Origin of the sequence: Vibrio plantisponsor (assembly GCF_013041605.1) — a bacterium.
In the GTDB taxonomy this organism is placed as follows: Bacteria; Pseudomonadota; Gammaproteobacteria; order Enterobacterales; family Vibrionaceae; genus Vibrio; species Vibrio plantisponsor.
Genome location: NZ_JABEQC010000019.1, coordinates 1 through 19,378, shown reverse-complemented (window position 1 = coordinate 19,378; position 19,378 = coordinate 1). Strand labels below are relative to the sequence as shown.

The following is a 19,378-nucleotide window of genomic DNA, read 5'->3' as shown; positions in this document are numbered from 1 at the left end:
TCACAATTTGCTAAATCAATTGGCTGCATATCCCCTTGCTTTACAACAAAAAGGCCTTATTAAATAAGCATCAATGTGTTGAAACATCTGAAATATTAGGGTGTATTTCGCTCTCTTACCTAAGGAGTATTCATGTTTCTACTCGCGATTTACGTCTTGATTGCGATTGGTGTGTCGTTTATTTGTTCGATTCTTGAAGCTGTGATACTGAGTATTACGCCAAGTTATTTGGCACAGTTACGTCAGCAAAACCACCCTTGCGCCCAAAAGCTGGAACGCTTAAAAGCCGATATCGACCAGCCTTTAGCCTCAATTTTGACGCTAAACACCATTGCACACACGGCAGGGGCTGCGGGAGCAGGTGCTCAAGCATCTGTCGTATTTGGCAGTCAGTGGCTGGGATTATTTTCAGCCATATTAACGCTGGGTATTCTTTTTCTTTCAGAAATAGTGCCTAAGACTATTGGTGCAACTTACTGGCGACAACTTGCTCCTGCAACCGCAAAAATTCTGCACTGGATGGTGTTGTTGCTTTTGCCTTTCGTTTGGATGTCAAAAAAGATCACTCATGTGCTTACGCGAAATCGAATAACACCTAAAGTTCGAGAAGAGTTGTCAGCCATGGCTCAACTCGCCCATGAGAGCGGTGAGTTTACGTCTGGTGAATCCAAAATCCTCTACAACCTATTAAACATTCAAAACGTGCCAGCTATACAGGCAATGACACCGCGAAGGGTGCTCTTTAGAGTTGATGCCACAATGACTATCAATGAGTTTTTGACCCAACATAAAAACACACCGTTTTCTCGACCACTGATCTACAGCGAGAACAAGGACAACATCCTCGGTTTTGTGCACCGACTAGAGCTGTTTAGACTGCAACAAAAGGGAAAAGGGGAAAAGCAAATAGGCAGTGTTATGCGTCCACTGCATGTTCTGCTGAATACAATCACTTTACCCAAGGCTTTTGAGCAAATGATCGAAAACCGTTCACAACTGGCGATGTTGGTTGACGAATATGGAACCGTTCAAGGCCTGTTAACGTTAGAGGATATTTTTGAGCATTTAATTGGTGAAGAAATTATTGATGAAGCAGACCGTACGACCAACATGCAAAAATTAGCAGCAGAACGTTGGGAGCGATGGAAACAAGCACACCGTGTAATTGAAAGTCGTGACCACGACGAGTAGAAGAAAACACAGACGGATAACTGAAAGAGATGACGATTGCCCTTGGCGTCACTCACTAAGGGCAATATAAAAAAGAATGGTTACTTAACCCGCAAGAGATGATGCGTCTGCTGAGCAAAATGAAAGATACGAACCTGAGAACGCTGCATATCCTCGACCTGTTCTAGCATCACGGGAGTGTAATTACGACGTTTCATCCACTGTAAAGGTTCTTGAAAGCTATCTTCGTTGATAACAAAGGATTCATCTTTCAATCTTGATTCCGATATTCGAATCACCCAAATGCGCGAATGAAAATCTAACGCTCGTACAACCTTGCTACTTACTGCACCTTTCAACTGCGCTATTTTTTTAGACAGAAACATAGCTCGTTAAACCTAAACCGAGTTAGAGAGTCACACCAATATTGCTTACGCCTTCATCACGAAGTTCTTGGCGTAAATCTTTAATTAGATTGATATCACGACCTTCAGCTTCACGCAGAGGACGATAAATTGCCCACTGAACGTCCCATTCAGCACAAACTGCTTCGTTCTGCTTTTGGTTTTCGTTAGTGATCTCTTCACCTGTTTGAGCTTCTTCCAATTGAGCGACAGTGGTTACCGATATCTGGCTGACTTCTAACATGTTTTCAAACAGGTAGTCACGGTCTAGCAGGCCGTGTAGTAAGGTAGACAAAGCTACACAAGCATCGATAGCAGGATAAACGGCATACATATCGAAATCTTCAGAATTCGGGATAATCTCTTCTAACTTCTCTAATTGATGCTCAAAGTTCACTTTGGCCGTTTTGACCGTGAGCTGCTCCCACACGCTGTCTAAAATATCGCGATATACTCGGGCATGAGCAAATTCAGTATTTTCACAAAACATGGCATAGTTAGGGTACATACGCTCACACAAGCAAGCCATGAAGGTAATTTGTTGCCAAGGCTCGAACTTTTCTAGACGAACCTGTACAGGATTTTGGAGCATAAGCACTCAACCGTTGAGGAAAATAGACAGCGGAAGTGTACTGGATAACCAACGGGGAAAAAAGCCGCTCTTATGAACAATTTCACTCACAAGCTTTATATTTTGACGGAACAAAACGACGTTTATCGAGAAAACGTTGAATCATTGATGCTTGAAGACTTAGTCATCACAGAACAAAGAGAAGAAGCGTCGATACTTTTGGCTGCGCCTCCCATGGCTGCAAAATGCCTTGATGACTTCCCAAAGCTAGAATGGCTACAATCCGCTTATGCAGGTGTAGATGCTTTAACTGCACCTCATCTTCGAAAAGACTACGAGCTGACCAATGTGAAAGGCATCTTCGGCCAGCAAATATCCGAATATGTTTTAGGTTACACAATTAGCCATTTCCGTCACTTTGCAAGGTATGAGAAGCAGCAATCTCAACATCAATGGCAGCAACACTTATATCAATCCCTTGATGCTAAGGTGGTGCTCATACTCGGTACTGGCTCTATCAGTTCTCACCTCTCTTCAGCAGCCGCGGCACTAGGTATAAAGGTGATAGGCGTGAACACGACGGGCATTCCTGCAAAATCGGGGAAATTTCATGATACTTACCATATTAATGAACTCGAAAACGCCATGAAATGCGCTGATATCGTCGTTAATACCTTGCCAAATACCGCAGAAACTAAAGGGTTGTTAAACGCTAAAACACTAGGTTACTGCTCAAACGCTCTGCTGTTTAATGTTGGACGTGGTGCTATTTTGATTGAAGAAGATTTGATTCCTGCTATCGAACATGGGCACATCACACACGCCTTTCTTGATGTCTTCATCAATGAGCCACTAATACCAGAACACCCTTTCTGGCAACATAGTAATATCACTATCACACCACACATAGCAGCCTTGAGTTTTCCACATCAGGTGGTTGAAATTTTTGCTCACAACTATCGTTTATGGCGAGATGGATTCCAATTAGAAAATCGAATTGATTTTGACAAAGGCTACTGATGTTAGATCTTCTACTGAGGGAAATCAGAGCTTGTGATGTATGTGCTCACTCACTTCCCTTAGGTGCAAACCCGGTTATTCAGGCTAGCAAAGAGGCTAAGTTGCTCATCATAGGGCAAGCTCCGGGAGTAAAAGTACACGAGACTTCTATTCCTTGGAATGACCCCAGTGGCAATCGACTACGAAGCTGGCTGGATATCGATAAAGAGACATTCTATAACCCAGAAAAAATTGCCATCATACCAATGGGATTATGCTATCCCGGCAAAGGTAACAGTGGCGATTTACCGCCAAGAAAAGAATGCGCCCCACTCTGGCATCAAAGAGTGCTAGCCGAATTACCGAATATAGAAATGACCTTACTGGTCGGTCAGTACGCGCAAAATTACTACCTAAAAGATAAACCCGTAACCCTCACAGAAACCGTACGGCAATGGAAAAAATGGGCACCGAGGTTTATACCACTTCCACACCCTTCACCCCGGAACACTCTTTGGTTAAAGAAAAACCCTTGGTTTGAAGCAGAGGTTGTAGAATACATCCGCAATCATGTTCATTCTTGTATTTAGTCGGTAAGCTTACTCAACAACCTCGTATCCTTTGGAACGCAGGATATTTGCAAAAGCTTGTTTGGATTCGAGCTCTCCGTGAATGAGATGAATCTGCTTAGGTTTGTTTGGTATACCTTCAACAAACTTGAGTAAGTCATCACTATCTGCATGAGCAGAATAGCCAGACATAGTATGAATGTGAGCGTTTACTGACACTTCCTCTTCATCAATCCAAACTGTTTTGTTTCCCTGTTGGATACACTTACCTAGCGTCCCCTCAGCCTGGAACCCCGCAAATATCACATCGGTTCTCTCATCAGGCAAAAGAGCTTTGAGGTAATCCATAATTCTCCCGCCTTCGCACATGCCAGAGGCAGCTACCACAATCGCAGGTTCTCCTGTTGAAACCAGACGGTTCACCAGTTCCTGATGCGCTTGATGGTCGCCAACCGTAATACACTGTTCAAACGCGAGTGGATGGCGATGCATTTTCAGACGTTGCTTGGCTTCTTCACCCCAAAGACTTCTGAATTTTTGATAAGACAAAGTAACCTTTTGTGCCATGGGTGAGTCAAGAATGATAGGCAGTTTAGAATCGAGTTGATGCTCATGAATCAATTGCTCGATATCGAATAACAATTCTTGAGTTCGACCGACACTAAACGCGGGAATAAGGATTGTGCCACCATCAGACAAAGAACGATTGATGATCTCTTTTAGTTTCTGAGACCTGTGCTCTACCCCTTCGTGTTTGGCATTACCATAGGTTGTTTCAATAACCAGATAGTCTGCTTGCTTAGGTGGCACAGGATCAGGTAATAGCGGTGTATTGCTTAGCCCTAAATCGCCAGAAAACACCACGAGTTCCTGATTTGGCAGTTCCACTTCTAAATACGCAGATCCTAATATGTGACCAGCCGGATTAAATCGACAGCGGAAAGTATCGACATCAATCCAGCGATAATAATCCACCGGATGAAGCAGACGAATGATCGCTTCAATGATTGGCTTTCGAGCTTCAAACGTTAGGCCTTGCTGAATTTTAAGCCCATCATCAAGCATCAAGGGTACTAGCTCAGCCGTCGCTTTGGTGCAATAAATGGGTTTATCGAACTCTTGAGTTATAAGCCAAGGCAAGCGTCCAATATGGTCTATATGCGCGTGAGTAAGCACTAACGCTTTCACGTTATCTAAAGGAAATGGTTCGGTAAGTTGCTGCGCATCCGCACCTTGAAACATACCACAATCAATAAGAATCGAACGATCACCGAATACCAGCTCGTGACAAGAACCAGTCACCGTATTTTTGCCGCCATGATGGATGAGTTGCATTGCCAACGCCCCCTATCTTTGTCTTTAATTTCAGAGTAATACTCAAGACAAAAATAGGAAGGTTAGCATTGTGAAGTTGCGGAGGAAGTCGAGTTAAACTCGATCTCCAGATCCTTTACCTGTCGCTGTTTGGATTAAATAAGTGAAATAGTTCTTCAAGGACATAGTTTGAATCATCTTCTCGTCCCATTCAGCCAACTTCTCAGGGGTAGACATATCAATTTCATTAACCTGAGCTAAACCTGTGACACCGGGAAGAACCTGAAAAACACCTCTAGCTTCTCTGGCATCGATAAGCTCTTTTTGATTAAAAAGACATGGTCTAGGACCAACCAAGCTCATTTCACCTTTAACCACATTAATTAATTGAGGAAGCTCGTCCAATTTGGTTTTGCGTAAAAAGCTGCCTAGTTTTGTCACAGAGCTAGCACCAACCAAGTGCGTAGCGACCGATTGAGTATTTACCGGCATTGTACGAAATTTAATAAGCGTAAAAGGCTTCTGATTTCTGCCTACTCGCTCTTGTCTAAATATTGGAGAGCCAGTATCAAAATAACCCAGAACGCAAATAATTAATAAAATCGGCCAAAGAAACAGTAAACCGAAAAACGAAAACAAAAAGTCAAAAATACGGATCAAAATTTAAACCCCAAACGGCAAATAATCTGGTATCGATAGATTCTTAAACAATTTCATATTGTATTGCTTTTTAAATACGCATCCACCGTTTTCTGAATTCCATATTCTAGAGAATACGGAGGTTTCCAGCTTAGTTTTTCAACGGTATTCGATATATCTACTTGTAAATTGCCACACAATCTTTGTGCTATCTGAGGTTTCCCAATAAGTCGAGCAGCCAGACTCAACCACGACATAGGAATCGGTAACATCCGATTAGATTTATCCATTGCTTTAGCAACCAAACTCAGCAATTGAGAGGTAGACACATCTTCATTGTCAGATACTAAAAATGTTTGACCTTTAGCATTTGGGTGTGCGCAACAAGTTAGAATCAAATCTACTAGATTGTCTAAAAACACCAAGCTTCTCTGATTATGAATAGCCCCTAAAGGTAACGGTATCCCTTTATAAACCCAGTTCATCATAGATAAGAAGTTCGCTTTCACTCCTGGCCCATAAACCAAAGGAGGGCGGATAACGACAACTTCTAATCCAGTCTCTTCCGCAATTTTCCACAACTCTTGCTCTGCTTCATATTTACTCAATCCATAAGGCTCACTCGGCACTTGGTGTGATTGGCTGACAAAAGGTGCGCCTGAAACGGTAATTTCACCATTTACTTTAATCGAGCTGATAAATACAAATCGTTTAACACTATGCTCAGCAGCCTGACGAGCTAAGTTCAACGTGCCATAAGTGTTTACATCGCGATAAGCATCCATTCGTGAATGATCACCATCTTTCATCTGATGGACACGAGCTGCACAATGAACGATGCAATCAACGCCATTTAGAGCGGAACTCCAATCGGTACTGGCTGATATGTCACTAGTAAAAACAGGAAGATCACCGAGATCGTTTGTACGAGTCTGGCCCAATACTCTCAAGCCTTTTCTAACTGCTGTATTTGCAACGGAACTACCAACTAACCCAGAAGCTCCAGTTACTAATAATTTCAAAGTAATTCCCACAAAAGTTTAAAGTGAAAACGTGACAAAGAGTCATTGGTATGTGCAAAGTCTATCACACTGAACGCTAGCTTATCGTACTCAAGAGTTTTACAATCTGGGCGATATAAAATAATAGACTCCACATAACAACTCATCTGTTGGCGAATAATTATAAGGCAAGCTGTAGCGCAATGTTCACACCTATTCGAATTCTACTTAACGCACAACGACATAATAAACGTATTATCACTCTGATTTACGATATTTTAGCGATATTTGCCTCGCTACTTGCTGCGCATGCCTTAAGGCTGGATACACTGACTTTTGATATAGGTTCTCGAGAGATACTCAGCATGATAACGACTGCTGTAGTGACTATTGTGTGCTTTGTGAAACTGGGAATGTACCGAGCTGTGTTGCGTTACATGATGTTACCAGCCATAGGCTATATCTTTCTATCTGTACTGATATCAGCGATTACGCTGGCCCTTAGTGGATTTTTCTTTCAAGCATTCATTCCACGTAGTGTCCCGTTTATTTACGCTGGGTTGGCTACATTAACTCTTGGTGGTCCAAGACTTTTTATTCGCACCATTTACTATCACTACTACAAAAGACAAAAACCTAATGTTCTAATCTATGGAGCGGGCTCAACTGGACGAGATTTAGCCTACTCTCTAATCCAAGGTGGTGAGTATCATCCCGTGGCGATTCTGGATGATGACCCAAACAAAGTGGGTCAAATTATGTTCGGCATTCGAGTGCACCACTCTAGCGAATTCGAAAAAGTTCAGTCTCTATATCAGCCAATAAAGTTATTGCTCGCTATCAACAATATTAATAAAGGTAAACGACTACGCTTAGTTGAAAAGCTTTCTACCTGGCCAATAGAAGTACAATCGGTTCCTTCGGTGGAAGATATTGCAACAGGTAGGGCACAGGCAACAGACTTGCAGGACCTCGATGTTGCCGATTTATTAGGAAGAGCCCCCGTTGACCCAGATAAAGAGCTATTGAAAAAAAACATTCAGGGAAAAAACGTATTAGTGACAGGGGCAGGAGGGTCCATTGGCTCGGAGCTTTGCCGCCAAATCCTGTCGCAAAAGCCGAAAAAACTGGTTTTATTCGAGTTGAACGAATATAACCTCTACAAGATCGACCAGGAACTCAAGAACATTAAAACCAAGACAAAGAGTCAAACTCAAATTGTCACGGCGCTGGGATCTGTGCAAAACGAAAACCGCCTGTTCAACATTATGACGCCCCATGAAGTCGAGACTATTTTCCACGCCGCAGCTTATAAACATGTACCAATTGTTGAAGACAATATCGTAGAAGGTGTGCGTAATAACGTGTTTGGTACATTGGCTTGTGCTAAAGCAGCCATTCGTTCCGGCGCCAAAAACTTCACTTTAATCTCCACCGATAAAGCGGTACGCCCAACAAATATCATGGGCGCGACAAAACGATTAGCGGAACTAGTTCTTCAGGCTCTAGCTGACGAAAACAATAACATCACCTTTACCATGGTCCGCTTTGGTAATGTACTAGGATCTTCTGGTTCGGTCGTTCCTCTGTTTAAAAAGCAAATCCGCAACGGCGGGCCAGTAACGGTGACTCATCCGGAAATTACTCGTTATTTTATGTTAATCCCGGAAGCTGCTCAGCTCGTGATTCAGGCAGGTGCTATGGGTAAGAACGGACAAGTATTCGTATTAGATATGGGCGAACCGGTCAAAATTGTTGATCTTGCGCTCCGCATGGTTCATCTCATGGGTATGAAGGAATTTTACGATAATAAAAGTGATGACGGTGATATTGAGATAAAATTCACCGGATTACGCCCTGGTGAAAAATTGTATGAAGAGTTATTGATTGGTGAGAATGTTCAGGGAACAAGCCATCAAAAAATTATGACGGCTTGTGAAGAAAAGTTAAAGTGGCCAGAAATGAATATTCTACTGCAAGAATTAGATAGTTGCTGCCATAGTTTTGATATTCCGAACATTCGGCAACTACTCATAAACACACCGACAGGGTACAACACAGACACCAAGATAAGACAACAATGAAAATATTACATGTATACCGCACTTGTTACCCAGAGACAAAAGGGGGCGTAGAGCAAGTTATACGATATATCTGTCAAGGAATGGACAATCTTGGTGCTCAAAGTAAAGTCTTATCTGTATCGTCAAACAAACAACATAAAGAGCTATATGTTGGTTCGAGCGAAATACTTTTATGCGCAAAAGACTTTGAAATTGCTTCGAATAGCTTCTCATTTAAGCTGTTCCCCAAGTTCCGTCAACTAGCACAATGGGCTGATATTATTCACTACCATTATCCATGGCCTACTGGGGACTTACTCGCTCTTTTCGATAACAACAAACCGACAATCGTTACTTATCACTCAGATATTATCAAACAAAAAACTCTAAAGTTGCTTTATCGTCCTTTAGAACAATATTTTTTGTCTAAAGTAGACCTTATCGTCGCAACATCGCCTCAGTATGCCCAAAGTAGTCCTAACCTGACTAAGTACAAAAATAAAACACACATTGTTCCTTTAGCAGTAAATCCTGACGACTATAGAAAACAAGACTATAGTTGGAATCCTGATGAAAACCTATCTCATGTCGGCAGCGACTACTTTTTATTCCTTGGGGTACTAAGATATTACAAAGGGTTGAACTACCTACTTGAAGCAGCAAAATCAACAAATTTAAAAGTGGTTATTGCTGGCAAAGGACCTTTAGAAGCTGAATTAAAAAAGCGTATCAAAAAGGAAAAAATTCATAATATTAAAATGTTAGGCTATGTATCTGAACAAGATAAGTTAAAACTACTCTACCATTGTAAAGCTTTTGTTTTTCCTTCTCATGTCCGCTCGGAAGCTTTTGGAGTATCCCTGATTGAAGCGCAAATGTTTAGCAAACCCATAATTAGCTGCGATATAGGAACCGGAACCAGTCATGTTAATGTCCATAATGAAACAGGGGTGGTTGTGCAGGCTGCCAATACAATCAGCCTAAGAGAAGCTATGATGAAATTAGCTTCTGAACCCGATTTGTGTAAGAAATACGGACGAATGGGGTACCAACGAGCTATGAACAATTTCACGATCAACCACCAAGCAGATGAGTACAATCGACTGTACAAAAAACTGATAACTAATAAGTCATGAGCAGTACAAATGAAAATCGGAATTGATGCCCGCCCTTTGAGCCACGAACTTACAGGTATTGGTCGGTATACTCTCAATGTCATTACTGAATTATTCAAGTTAGATGACAAAATAGAGTGGTATCTATATTCTGACAGGCCATTGCTTATGAGCTTTGATTACCCTAATGTCCATATTCGCGTTGGTAAAAAAGGAACTCCATTTACGAGTACTTTGTTTTCACAGTGCTTGTTTCCAGTGTGGGCAGTTAAAGATAAACTCGATACATTTTGGTCACCGAGGCACCACCTGCCGTTGGCTTTGGTACTTCACCGTAGGTTACATAAAGTCGTCACCATTCATGATATTGTTTGGAAAAGACATCCAGAAACAATGTCCAAGTTTGGCCTAATGTTGGAAAAACTGCTATTCACACCTTCAGTTATTATTGCAGATGCGATAATAACTGTATCAAAATTTACAACTAATGAAATAGTCAATGAAATTAACCAGATAGAAAACAAGATCCAGACTATCTCCCTAAAGAGCTTTATATCTGATGAATTAAAGCAACAAAAATATCATCCATATATCAATGAAGAATATATACTTTTTGTAGGAACTCTTGAACCGCGAAAAAATTTAAACAACTTGTTAATAGCTTTTAAAAAAGTTCAACAAGAGAAACCAAAAGTAAAACTTGTTATTGTTGGAAAAGATGGTTGGGGAGATATTCGCATTTCAGATTTAGTACAATCGTTAGGTATAGAAAAGTCCGTGGTAATAACAGGTTTTGTGACAGATGAAGAACTTTTGTCTCTCTACCAGCATTGTGCTATCCTCGCGATGCCTTCTTTATATGAGGGGTTTGGGCTTCCCGCTCTTGAAGCCCTTTCTATGAAAAAGAAAGTTGTAGTGAGTAAATTCACAGCTATCGCCGATATTGAGGGTGACAATATATTTCTAACTGAGTTAGATAGTAATGCTATAGGACATTGCATCAATGAAGCTTTGGAAGCTTCCCCAAGACTGTTCGCTGATGTTGACAATAATTGGTCAACTATAGCGGAACGAACACTTAATCTACTACAAACAGAGGCTTCGCGTGTTTCTTGTCAGTAAACAACACCGAGACATTATCTACTATAAAGCCAAAGTTCATTTACGTTCTGAAGCATCCAACACTTACCTTAGTTACCTTTGGTGGATTTTCGAACCAATTATTTCTCTTGGTATCTACTATCTGATATTTGGAGTAATTTTCGCAAGAGGAACAGAAAACTTCGTTCCTTTTCTACTGATAGGTCTTGTGACCTGGCAATGGTTCGGCAATATTGTCAATCACTGCGGTAACTCAATAAATGGTAATATTGCACTTATTACAAATGTTAGTTTTCCTAAAGTCATTTTACCAAGTGTAAATATAGTTATGGATACTGTTAAGTTTTTTGTTGTATTTGCTATATTACTCGTTTTTCTTTGGATATATGGCTTCACTCCAACAACTGACTATATATACCTTCCTCTGGTATTTTTCTGCCAACACTTGTTTAATACTATGGCCGGAAATATGGTTGCTGCTGTTGTACCATTTGCGCCTGATTTAAAAATCATCATTTCGAATGTGCTTCGTATTGCATTTTATATGTCAGGGATACTGTATGCTGTATCAGATTTACCTGAACACGTGCAGTCTTATTTCGAGTTTAATCCTATGGCACAAATTATCCAGGCTTACCGTGATATTTTAATGCATCAGGACAACTTCGATTTAATAAAGATATTAACTTACACTGGAATTTGTTTTTGTGGGGTTATTATCAGTCATTTAATTCTAAGAAAGCTAGACCCGATTTACCCTAGAGTATTAATACAAAAATGAGCAAGCCAGTTATTACACTAGAGAATGTCGCTGTCACTTATAAAAGTGGTATTCCGTTATTTAAGCAGACCAATATACATAGTGCGCTTAAAGACATATCCTTTGAACTGCATGAAGGAGATTCCTTAGGTATTATTGGTCGAAATGGTGTAGGTAAAAGTACGCTACTTAACCTTCTGAATGGCATCATAAAGCCCGACAAAGGGAAGATCATAAACCATGGATATCGAACAGCCTTACTCTCGTTAAGTGTCGGTTATGACAACAATGTCAGTGGTTACCACAACGCAATCATGAGTGGGATGTTGCTGGGTCGTTCAAAGAAAGAAATGCTTTCACTCATGCCAGAAATCATTGAATTTTCGGAGTTAGGTGATTTCATCTATCAACCAGTTAAAAATTATTCTACAGGTATGAAACAGCGCTTAGGCTTTTCAGTTGCAACTAATATAGATACTGACGTATTACTTATAGATGAAATTCTTGGTGTCGGTGATGCTCGCTTTAAGAAAAAATCAACTGCTGTCATGAAAAAGAAAATCCTGTCAGGTGATACTGTCGTTCTTGTTTCGCATAATGCTGGCACAATTAAAGAACTATGTAACAAAGCCGTCTGGATTGAGCAAGGAATAGTCAAGGCTTATGGTGAGCCTGGAAAAGTAGTTTCTGAATACGAAGAATATATCACTAAATAATGAAATTTAAAGATATTACATTAATAGACTCAAACTACACATTATTTCTATTTGCTTTACTATACCCAGAAAAAATCAATGAAGCGCTATTCATCGTATCCGATGGTGTTTCATCTCATCTTCGAAAACAACTCAAACACTGTATATACTTGAAAGATAGAAAATATTTAAAATTCAAAAATACAAAAGAAAAGTTAAGAAACATAAAATACATTCTATCCCCTAAGTTTATAAAGCTAAGGTCTGAAAATAATATTTACTTTTATGGACAAGACCATGCCTGGTTTTCATTTTTAGGGCGGAATAAACCATTTATTTTGCTCGAAGATGGGTTAGATAATTATATAAGACATCCGTCCGTAGGGATAAAAAGAAAGCTGTTGTCCTATTTAGGCTTTCCTTATAAGGAAATGGGAAGAGCAGAAAATATAAAAAAAATAATCCTAACCGGTATATTACCGATACCAAACGAAATTCAATATAAAACCGAAATCATTGCTCTTCGTGATAAATGGGAGCAACTGGACGATAAAAATAAAAACTTCATTATCAACCTTTTTATATCCCCAAAAGAGAAAGACTTAATACACTCATTGAGTCACAGACAATCCGCTTTAATTCTTACACAACCTTTAAATCAAGACCAAATTATAAGTGAGACTAAAAAACTAGAATTATACAATAATTCTATACAGTCTCTTCATATAAGTGAGGTTTATGTTAAGAAACATCCAAGAGATACATCAAATTATTCAAAATATGGATGGAAAGAGCTCGGTTTCAATGAGACACCTATTGAGTTATTAATTCTTCTAGGCCTAGATTTTAAAAAAGTTATCACATATAACTCCACAGCTATATTCAGATTTACTGAAGAAAATAGAATAATAATAAAAAATAGTCTATAAAAGTGCCTTATTAATTTTTATCACGATCTTCTCAATGCCTTCAATCTCACTTACAGCTAACATTGGTCGATGCCATTCACCAGGAAAAAAGATAGCACATTGTTCTTCCTTCAATATGAATTCTTGCTCGTCATCGACTATTCGTTGCAATCCTGCATCCTTTTCTAAATCAAAATCAGCAACTTCATCGGGATTTGTTATTTCTAACGCTGCTCGATATTTTTCGTTTCCTTTAAGTACGATATGAACATCGATATATTTTTTATGGATTTCAGATAACGAATCTTCAAACAGCTTGGTTTCACCGCTAATTCGATTAACAAAAAGATTATCACCGTCCACTTTAGTTATTCCCACAGGGAAGTTTAAAGGATTCATATCCATAATTTCATTAATAATTCCATACAATTTGTAATTATCAAGCATCCATTTTGTTGATTTGACTGTGGTAAAAATCATAAAAATCAGTTTTCCTTTATCCCGTATAAAGATAAATAGTTAGCTTGACATAATACAAGCTAACCATTTATGAATACCGAGAGTAAACTCTCAGATAATAATATTGCGTGAGCAATTCTAAAAACAATACAATAATTCATTATCACCTAAGTTAGGTGCTTGGTTACCTTTGCATCGACCACCAGCATCACGAAACTTAACCCTATGCCATATATTTTTTGCATTAAAGTAATCTAGTACTGAATATGAATTAATACTAGAATAATATTTCGAATGTCTAGTTTTCCCTATATATACGACAATAGGATCATGTTTATTCTTTTTCATATTAAGAATATCATAATTAATATCTAAAAATATTTTGTCATCTAATTTATTTGCTACTCTAAATTTTTCAATTTTAATAACAGAATAATTCATATTAATCATGAGCAAAGCTGTTAGACAAATTATAAACCCTCCACCCAATTTATATGGGAACTTAGGATAAGATAATGCAGGAACCAAGCATGAGATTAGCAAGATCATTGCTATAGACAATAAGCCCTTACCTGATATCTGGTCATTGAAACCAAAAATAGTAAAAATTATACAAGCTACAACGATAGCTAATATATTGTTACTTAATTTAAACTCTACCCTTTGAATTAAAATTAGAACTAAAGAAAAATATACAGCACAAAATAGAAGAACTTGAAACGCTCGAGTATTAAAACCAGTGTTCATAACTATCGCAGGGTTTAACACTAGGGAAAAATAAATAATTAAAACAAGTCCAATACTAGTTTTTTTATAACCATTTATAAAAAATGACATACTAAAAATCAATAGAAATAAAAACGAAAAAATTTCCCTACTAGATACAGTTTCTATAGAAAAGAACAATCTTTTTAGATAAAACTCTATTGAAAGATTATCAAACACAAAGGGATGTCTTAAAGCTCGTTCATTAACGCCAAAATAATCAAGATAAAAACTCGATTTTGTAATCGAGTATATGATAAAAATAGTAAGTAAAGAATATATCAAATATTTAAAACAAAATTTAAAATACTGCTTTGAAAACTCTCTATCACTAAATGAAAACTTTAAGACAAAAACACTAAATATAGTTAATAAATAAAATGGCTGAAAGGAGAAAAAAACTAGTGCAGAGAATAATGTAGATAGAACGAAATACTTTTCCAACAACTTCAGAGAAATGGAGGTATAAATAAAACTACATCCAATTGTGATAAATGCAGCTTTATAAAAAAGTAAATTATTATTAAAACTGTAGAAAAGAAGTAAGAATATACAAGCAGCTATTAAATTCAATATCGAGTTATGAATACTAACTCGTTCAATAAAGTAAACTATATAGGAAACAACAGATAAATTTAAGAACACATATCCCAAAAGAATAAAGTTCATATCGTACTTAAATAAAGTCACTAAAGGATAGTATAAAGGTAATACGCCAATTCTAGCATCTCTTATAAATGCAAAAATTTGATTCAAGTAAAAATCATCTCTTGTGATCAAAGATGTAGAAAAATAAAAACTTGAGAGCGCTAGACTCACCAATAAAATAAGAATAAACCTGAGATTTGAAGAGAATATCATTAAAATACCAATAATAGCTATTTATCAGGAGCAAAAGTCCAGATTTTATGAATTACATATGTAACAAGCGGAAGAATTACTACAACGACTATAATCTTTAAATAACTACTTCCTATAAAAACAAACATTTCACTAGATAGTTGAGCAACAATCAAAGATAAGAACTGTACTAGGAAAAACCGGACACCATTTGATATATCAATACTTTGTCTAAATACAAATACTGTTTGTGAAATATAAGAAAAAATAAAAGCAGTACTGAAACCTAAAACATTAGCTATAAAAACTGGTGACTGAAAAAAGTATACCGAAGAGAATGCAATAGTAATATGAATTAAAGTTGCAACACCACCAGTTACTGCGTACCGGATAAGCCTAGACTCTTTTGCTCTATAAAATAAGAGATTAATCATTACTATCTCTTGCTTCTTCGACAGCAGGGTTAGATACCTCGTCAATAATATAAACAGGCCTTCTCTTTGCTTCCATATACATTCGACCAACATACTCACCGATAACACCTATGCCAATGAGCTGTATACCACCCAAAAATAAGATAGATGTAAACATAGAGGCATAACCTGGAACATCGACACCTTGAATAATAGTCTTGAAGAAAATTACTGAACCATATATAAATGCCGAAGCAGAGATCAAAGCTCCTATGTATAGCCAGATTCTAAGAGGAGCTGTACTGAACCCAGTGATACCATCTAATGCAAAATTCCAAAGTTTCCAGCCATTAAAGCTAGTATGGCCAGCTTGCCTAGACTCTCTTTTATATTCAATAACTGAAGTTTTAAAGCCTACCCATGAAAATATACCTTTCATAAAACGCTGGTTTTCTGGTAGTTCTTGTATCGCATTAACCACTCTTCGAGTCATTAAGCGATAATCTCCGACATTTTCTGGGATATCTACATGGGCCATCATGTTGTGTATCTTATAAAATAACTCAGCCGATTTCTTTTTAGCCCAAGAGTCACTACTTCGGTCAACACGTTTAGCTAAAACAACATCGTACCCTTTTTCCCACTCTTTCAAGAATTCTAAAATTAGTTCAGGTGGATCTTGTAAATCAGCGTCGATAGGAATAACCACTTCACCTGTTGATATGTCTAATCCCGCAGTAAGAGCAGCCTCTTTGCCAAAATTACGGGATAAGTTCACTACACAAATATTTGGGTTTGACTTTTGTAAATACTTGGCTTTAGCCAACGTATTATCTTTACTACCATCATTCACAAATATAATTTCGTATGTTCTGTTTGTGGATTCTAATATGGCTGTAATTCGCTTTGCAAATAACCCCAGAACTTGTTCTTCATTATAGCATGGGCATATTATAGAAATTAATTTATTCTTCAAATTTAAATTACTCTTTATTATATAATAGGTTAAAAATTAAATAACAATTAATAACTTAGGTTATTACATAAGAAGCGACTTTACCTTACCAACAACAAATCGCAATGGCTTAGTTAATTTCCAACTGCTAGATTTCTGAATTAACGATAAATCTTTCCTAAATTTATCTAGTTCTTTTTTTAATTTGGCATTTTTCGTTATCATATTAGTTTTCATCGTATCATGTTTATTTTTTTCATGAGACAGGGATATTTCTAATTTTTTTAATTCATCTTCTAATCTAGAAACATCCTCTTCCATTTTATTATTTTTTAATTTTAAATTTATATTAGTGCTTTCAATTTTAGATATATTGTTCTCAAATTTGGTGATAGAAGCTTTAGCTGAGGATAGTGACTTTTCTACGGATCTGATATATTCAAAGAAGTAAGATAAATTTAATTCAGTTTGTGTGTCATACATTGATATATTATTTTTTTTCAACAACGCTCTAAAATGAATATAATTTCCATCTTGGCCTTTATTTAACAAATTAGATTTTAAGTCCTCCGTACCATTTATGAACCCACTTAAAGAAGGACCACTCAATTCCCATTGAACTAACTTGAATGAATTTAGATTTCCTAAAAATTTCACAAGATAATCCATATTATAATGGTTAAAGTGTCCACTTCCTGTAACAAACTTTTTGCTATTTAGGAATTCAATAGACTCTAAAGGTACTTCTAAAAACAAATATCCATCTTCTTTTAACAACTCACTTATATTATTTAAAAATGAATATGGTTCTAACACATGTTCGAATACATGGGAACATGTAACTAAATCAAATGAATCTTTTTCATTATTTACTAAATTTATATCGTCAAAAAATATTATATTACTTTCATTGTAATAATGACCTATTTTGGGATCTGGGTCATAAGCAAATGTCTTATCGCATGTTTTTGAAAATAATTTAGGTAGCGCGCCTATACCAGAGCCTATATCTAAAACCTTTTCAAATGTAATCATACTAGAATATTTCTCAATGAATTCCTTCTGGTATCTAGCTCTGAGATCAAAAAATTCCAATTGATTTGAATTGTAGTTGGTTCTCTCTAATCTGAATTGCTTCTTATAATAGTAATCTAAATATTGTGGAGGCACTGGTGCAGATTGAACAAAACCGCAATTATTACATTTTGTGATAGGTACACCAAACTCAGGATTTAATTTAACATAAGAAAAATCCTTGGTTTCACCACAACCCCTACAGCGGAATTCGCCAGGTAGTTTGATTGCTTCAACAAATACACTTTGGATTGGTCTATTATCAAAACATTCTTGTCTTAATTCCTCATCACATGAATTTTGATATGAACTTTTAAATATAACTTCAAAGCCTGATTTTTCTAAAAATATTTTTATTTTAGAAAAATACCATCCGTTTATGTGACTTTTATAATATGCATTCTCTGGTATCTGAGAAGTAGCCCAATGAACAAATTCATCAATAGGTAGGTTAATTTTATTTTTTACATCTTCAGCATGACCAATAGGGCCTCCGATATAATTTTCTTTACCTCCATATCTATAACATTTAAAACTACTAATAAAATTTAAAAGTCTATCCTCTAAATTATCACCTTTTAATAGCAGTTCTTTCTCATGGAAAAAATCTTCATTTCCTATTTTATATTCATTAATAGCTTTTTCCACATCTAGACAAGATATTCTAAATATACCGCCATATTCCAACACTCTATAAGCTTCTTTAAATAGATTACTTACACTATGGTCAGCCAAATGTTCTATAAAATGAGAACAATATATTTTTTTACACTCGTTATCATCTAATGGAATGGAATAAGAATTTCTTAAATCAATTATATGTTCAGTTTTGTTATCAAAATCTATCGTTTTCCAATTTATTTTATTCCAGTTTGTCCCTGAGCCAATATTAATTTTCATTCGGTTCGTCCTTTTAATAAAAAACAAGAGCATTCATAATTGACTACTTCCCATTCGCTTTATTGCCGAATTCAGTTTAAGAATTGACACTGATTAAACAGCTTACATTTTAAACGATATATAGTATTTCGAGCATATCTAGCGGCGAACGTTTATGGTAGCCGTACTTCTTTTTCCAATGCTTATTTGAACCATATAGTTTCTGGCACCCGACAGCTAGATTACGAGGATGGCCCTGCTCCCAGAAGGCTGCGCCTTCCCTCGGCGGAATGAGCGGAATAGCTTGCTTGAGGTGAATCGCTTCGTAGCACAACCTTGTGTCATAAGCTCCATCGCCAGATATCTCAATGATTCTTCGGCGAGTCTGTCTGAGCAAATTAGGAAGCGCTTCACCGTCGCCCACATTCGATAAACTTAACTCAGTAACTATGATTTCATGCGTGTCTGTATTGGCCGCTAAATGTAACTTTCGCCAGATACGGCGCTTCCCTCAGTGCCATGTTTTTTGACTTTCCACTCGCCCTCACCGTAGTAGACCTTCAGCCCTGTTGCATCAATGGCTAAATGCTGGATTGTTCCTTTAGTCTTTGTTTTGAATGCGACGTTAACCGTTTTAGCTCGCTTGCTAATGCATGAATAATGAGGGCATGACAACGGTAGTTG

Annotated in this window: 19 protein-coding genes and 1 pseudogene; 9 read left to right on the top strand and 11 right to left on the bottom strand. The window is 37.4% G+C overall.

The genetic code is table 11. The features are described from left to right. Positions 1-132: 132 nt before the first annotated feature. Complete coding sequence (locus tag HKI82_RS19125; RefSeq protein ID WP_102941586.1) at positions 133-1,191, top strand: CNNM domain-containing protein; 1,059 nt, start codon at positions 133-135, stop codon at positions 1,189-1,191. 80 nt (positions 1,192-1,271) lie between these two features. On the opposite strand, the gene HKI82_RS19120 is transcribed toward HKI82_RS19125, so the two are convergent. Further along, entirely contained in the window at positions 1,272-1,556 is a 285-nt protein-coding gene (locus tag HKI82_RS19120; protein ID WP_240956758.1) for a hypothetical protein, read from the bottom strand. A gap of 22 nt (positions 1,557-1,578) precedes the next feature. Next, positions 1,579-2,166 carry a YjaG family protein gene (locus HKI82_RS19115; protein WP_042489894.1) on the bottom strand — a complete coding sequence of 196 codons (588 nt, stop codon included), beginning with the start codon at positions 2,164-2,166 and terminating at the stop codon, positions 1,579-1,581. 72 nt (positions 2,167-2,238) lie between these two features. Between HKI82_RS19115 and HKI82_RS19110 the strand changes: the two genes are divergently transcribed. Together HKI82_RS19110 and HKI82_RS19105 are read left to right on the top strand one after the other, a co-directional pair. Further along, positions 2,239-3,165 carry a D-2-hydroxyacid dehydrogenase gene (locus HKI82_RS19110; protein ID WP_171138892.1) on the top strand — a complete coding sequence of 309 codons (927 nt, stop codon included), beginning with the start codon at positions 2,239-2,241 and terminating at the stop codon, positions 3,163-3,165. After that, positions 3,162-3,734, top strand: coding sequence for a uracil-DNA glycosylase family protein (locus tag HKI82_RS19105; protein ID WP_315972712.1), 573 nt, complete (start codon positions 3,162-3,164; stop codon positions 3,732-3,734). The genes HKI82_RS19110 and HKI82_RS19105 overlap by 4 nt, the downstream gene beginning before the upstream one ends. A gap of 9 nt (positions 3,735-3,743) precedes the next feature. On the opposite strand, the gene HKI82_RS19100 is transcribed toward HKI82_RS19105, so the two are convergent. The 3 genes from HKI82_RS19100 to HKI82_RS19090 form a co-directional block, all read right to left on the bottom strand. Continuing rightward, positions 3,744-5,048, bottom strand: coding sequence for an MBL fold metallo-hydrolase RNA specificity domain-containing protein (locus HKI82_RS19100; RefSeq protein WP_171138890.1), 1,305 nt, complete (start codon positions 5,046-5,048; stop codon positions 3,744-3,746). Positions 5,049-5,141: 93 nt separating this feature from the next. Further along, the gene (locus HKI82_RS19095) at positions 5,142-5,690 is read right to left on the bottom strand and encodes a sugar transferase (RefSeq protein WP_102955107.1); all 549 of its coding nucleotides are present in this window, start codon (positions 5,688-5,690) and stop codon (positions 5,142-5,144) included. 50 nt (positions 5,691-5,740) lie between these two features. After that, positions 5,741-6,688: a UDP-glucose 4-epimerase family protein gene (locus HKI82_RS19090; protein ID WP_171138889.1), complete on the bottom strand. Its 948-nt coding sequence runs from the start codon at positions 6,686-6,688 to the stop codon at positions 5,741-5,743. 182 nt (positions 6,689-6,870) lie between these two features. Between HKI82_RS19090 and HKI82_RS19085 the strand changes: the two genes are divergently transcribed. Genes HKI82_RS19085 through HKI82_RS19060 form a run of 6 tightly spaced genes read left to right on the top strand, consistent with a single transcriptional unit; the run spans position 6,871 to position 13,330 of the window. Beyond that, positions 6,871-8,751, top strand: a complete 1,881-nt coding sequence (locus HKI82_RS19085; RefSeq protein WP_171138888.1) for a nucleoside-diphosphate sugar epimerase/dehydratase — start codon at positions 6,871-6,873, stop codon at positions 8,749-8,751. Further along, a complete protein-coding gene (locus HKI82_RS19080) occupies positions 8,748-9,866 on the top strand; it encodes a glycosyltransferase (protein ID WP_171138887.1) in 1,119 nt (372 codons plus the stop codon). The genes HKI82_RS19085 and HKI82_RS19080 overlap by 4 nt, the downstream gene beginning before the upstream one ends. Before the next feature lie 9 nt (positions 9,867-9,875). Continuing rightward, positions 9,876-10,967 carry a glycosyltransferase family 4 protein gene (locus tag HKI82_RS19075; protein ID WP_171138886.1) on the top strand — a complete coding sequence of 364 codons (1,092 nt, stop codon included), beginning with the start codon at positions 9,876-9,878 and terminating at the stop codon, positions 10,965-10,967. Beyond that, positions 10,951-11,727: an ABC transporter permease gene (locus tag HKI82_RS19070; protein WP_171138885.1), complete on the top strand. Its 777-nt coding sequence runs from the start codon at positions 10,951-10,953 to the stop codon at positions 11,725-11,727. The genes HKI82_RS19075 and HKI82_RS19070 overlap by 17 nt, the downstream gene beginning before the upstream one ends. After that, entirely contained in the window at positions 11,724-12,422 is a 699-nt protein-coding gene (locus tag HKI82_RS19065; protein ID WP_171138884.1) for an ABC transporter ATP-binding protein, read from the top strand. Before HKI82_RS19070 ends, HKI82_RS19065 begins: the two co-directional genes overlap by 4 nt. Further along, the gene (locus HKI82_RS19060; protein WP_171138883.1) at positions 12,422-13,330 is read left to right on the top strand and encodes a glycosyltransferase family 52; all 909 of its coding nucleotides are present in this window, start codon (positions 12,422-12,424) and stop codon (positions 13,328-13,330) included. Before HKI82_RS19065 ends, HKI82_RS19060 begins: the two co-directional genes overlap by 1 nt. Here the strand turns inward: HKI82_RS19060 and HKI82_RS19055 are convergent. From HKI82_RS19055 to HKI82_RS19030, 6 genes and pseudogenes are all read right to left on the bottom strand, one after another. Further along, positions 13,325-13,789, bottom strand: a complete 465-nt coding sequence (locus HKI82_RS19055) for a NanQ anomerase/TabA/YiaL family protein (RefSeq protein ID WP_171138882.1) — start codon at positions 13,787-13,789, stop codon at positions 13,325-13,327. The two genes, HKI82_RS19060 and HKI82_RS19055, sit on opposite strands and share 6 nt — an antisense overlap. A 117-nt stretch (positions 13,790-13,906) precedes the next feature. Further along, positions 13,907-15,289 (bottom strand): hypothetical protein, encoded by a 1,383-nt coding sequence (locus HKI82_RS19050; protein WP_171138881.1) that lies wholly within the window; start codon positions 15,287-15,289, stop codon positions 13,907-13,909. Between the two features lie 122 nt (positions 15,290-15,411). After that, positions 15,412-15,807 (bottom strand): GtrA family protein, encoded by a 396-nt coding sequence (locus tag HKI82_RS19045; RefSeq protein ID WP_171138880.1) that lies wholly within the window; start codon positions 15,805-15,807, stop codon positions 15,412-15,414. Then, positions 15,800-16,762 (bottom strand): glycosyltransferase family 2 protein, encoded by a 963-nt coding sequence (locus HKI82_RS19040; RefSeq protein WP_171138879.1) that lies wholly within the window; start codon positions 16,760-16,762, stop codon positions 15,800-15,802. The genes HKI82_RS19045 and HKI82_RS19040 overlap by 8 nt, the downstream gene beginning before the upstream one ends. A 63-nt stretch (positions 16,763-16,825) precedes the next feature. Next, the gene (locus HKI82_RS19035) at positions 16,826-18,715 is read right to left on the bottom strand and encodes a methyltransferase domain-containing protein (RefSeq protein ID WP_171138878.1); all 1,890 of its coding nucleotides are present in this window, start codon (positions 18,713-18,715) and stop codon (positions 16,826-16,828) included. 145 nt (positions 18,716-18,860) lie between these two features. Continuing rightward, positions 18,861-19,378, bottom strand: a pseudogene (locus tag HKI82_RS19030) (IS5 family transposase); the annotation flags it as partial.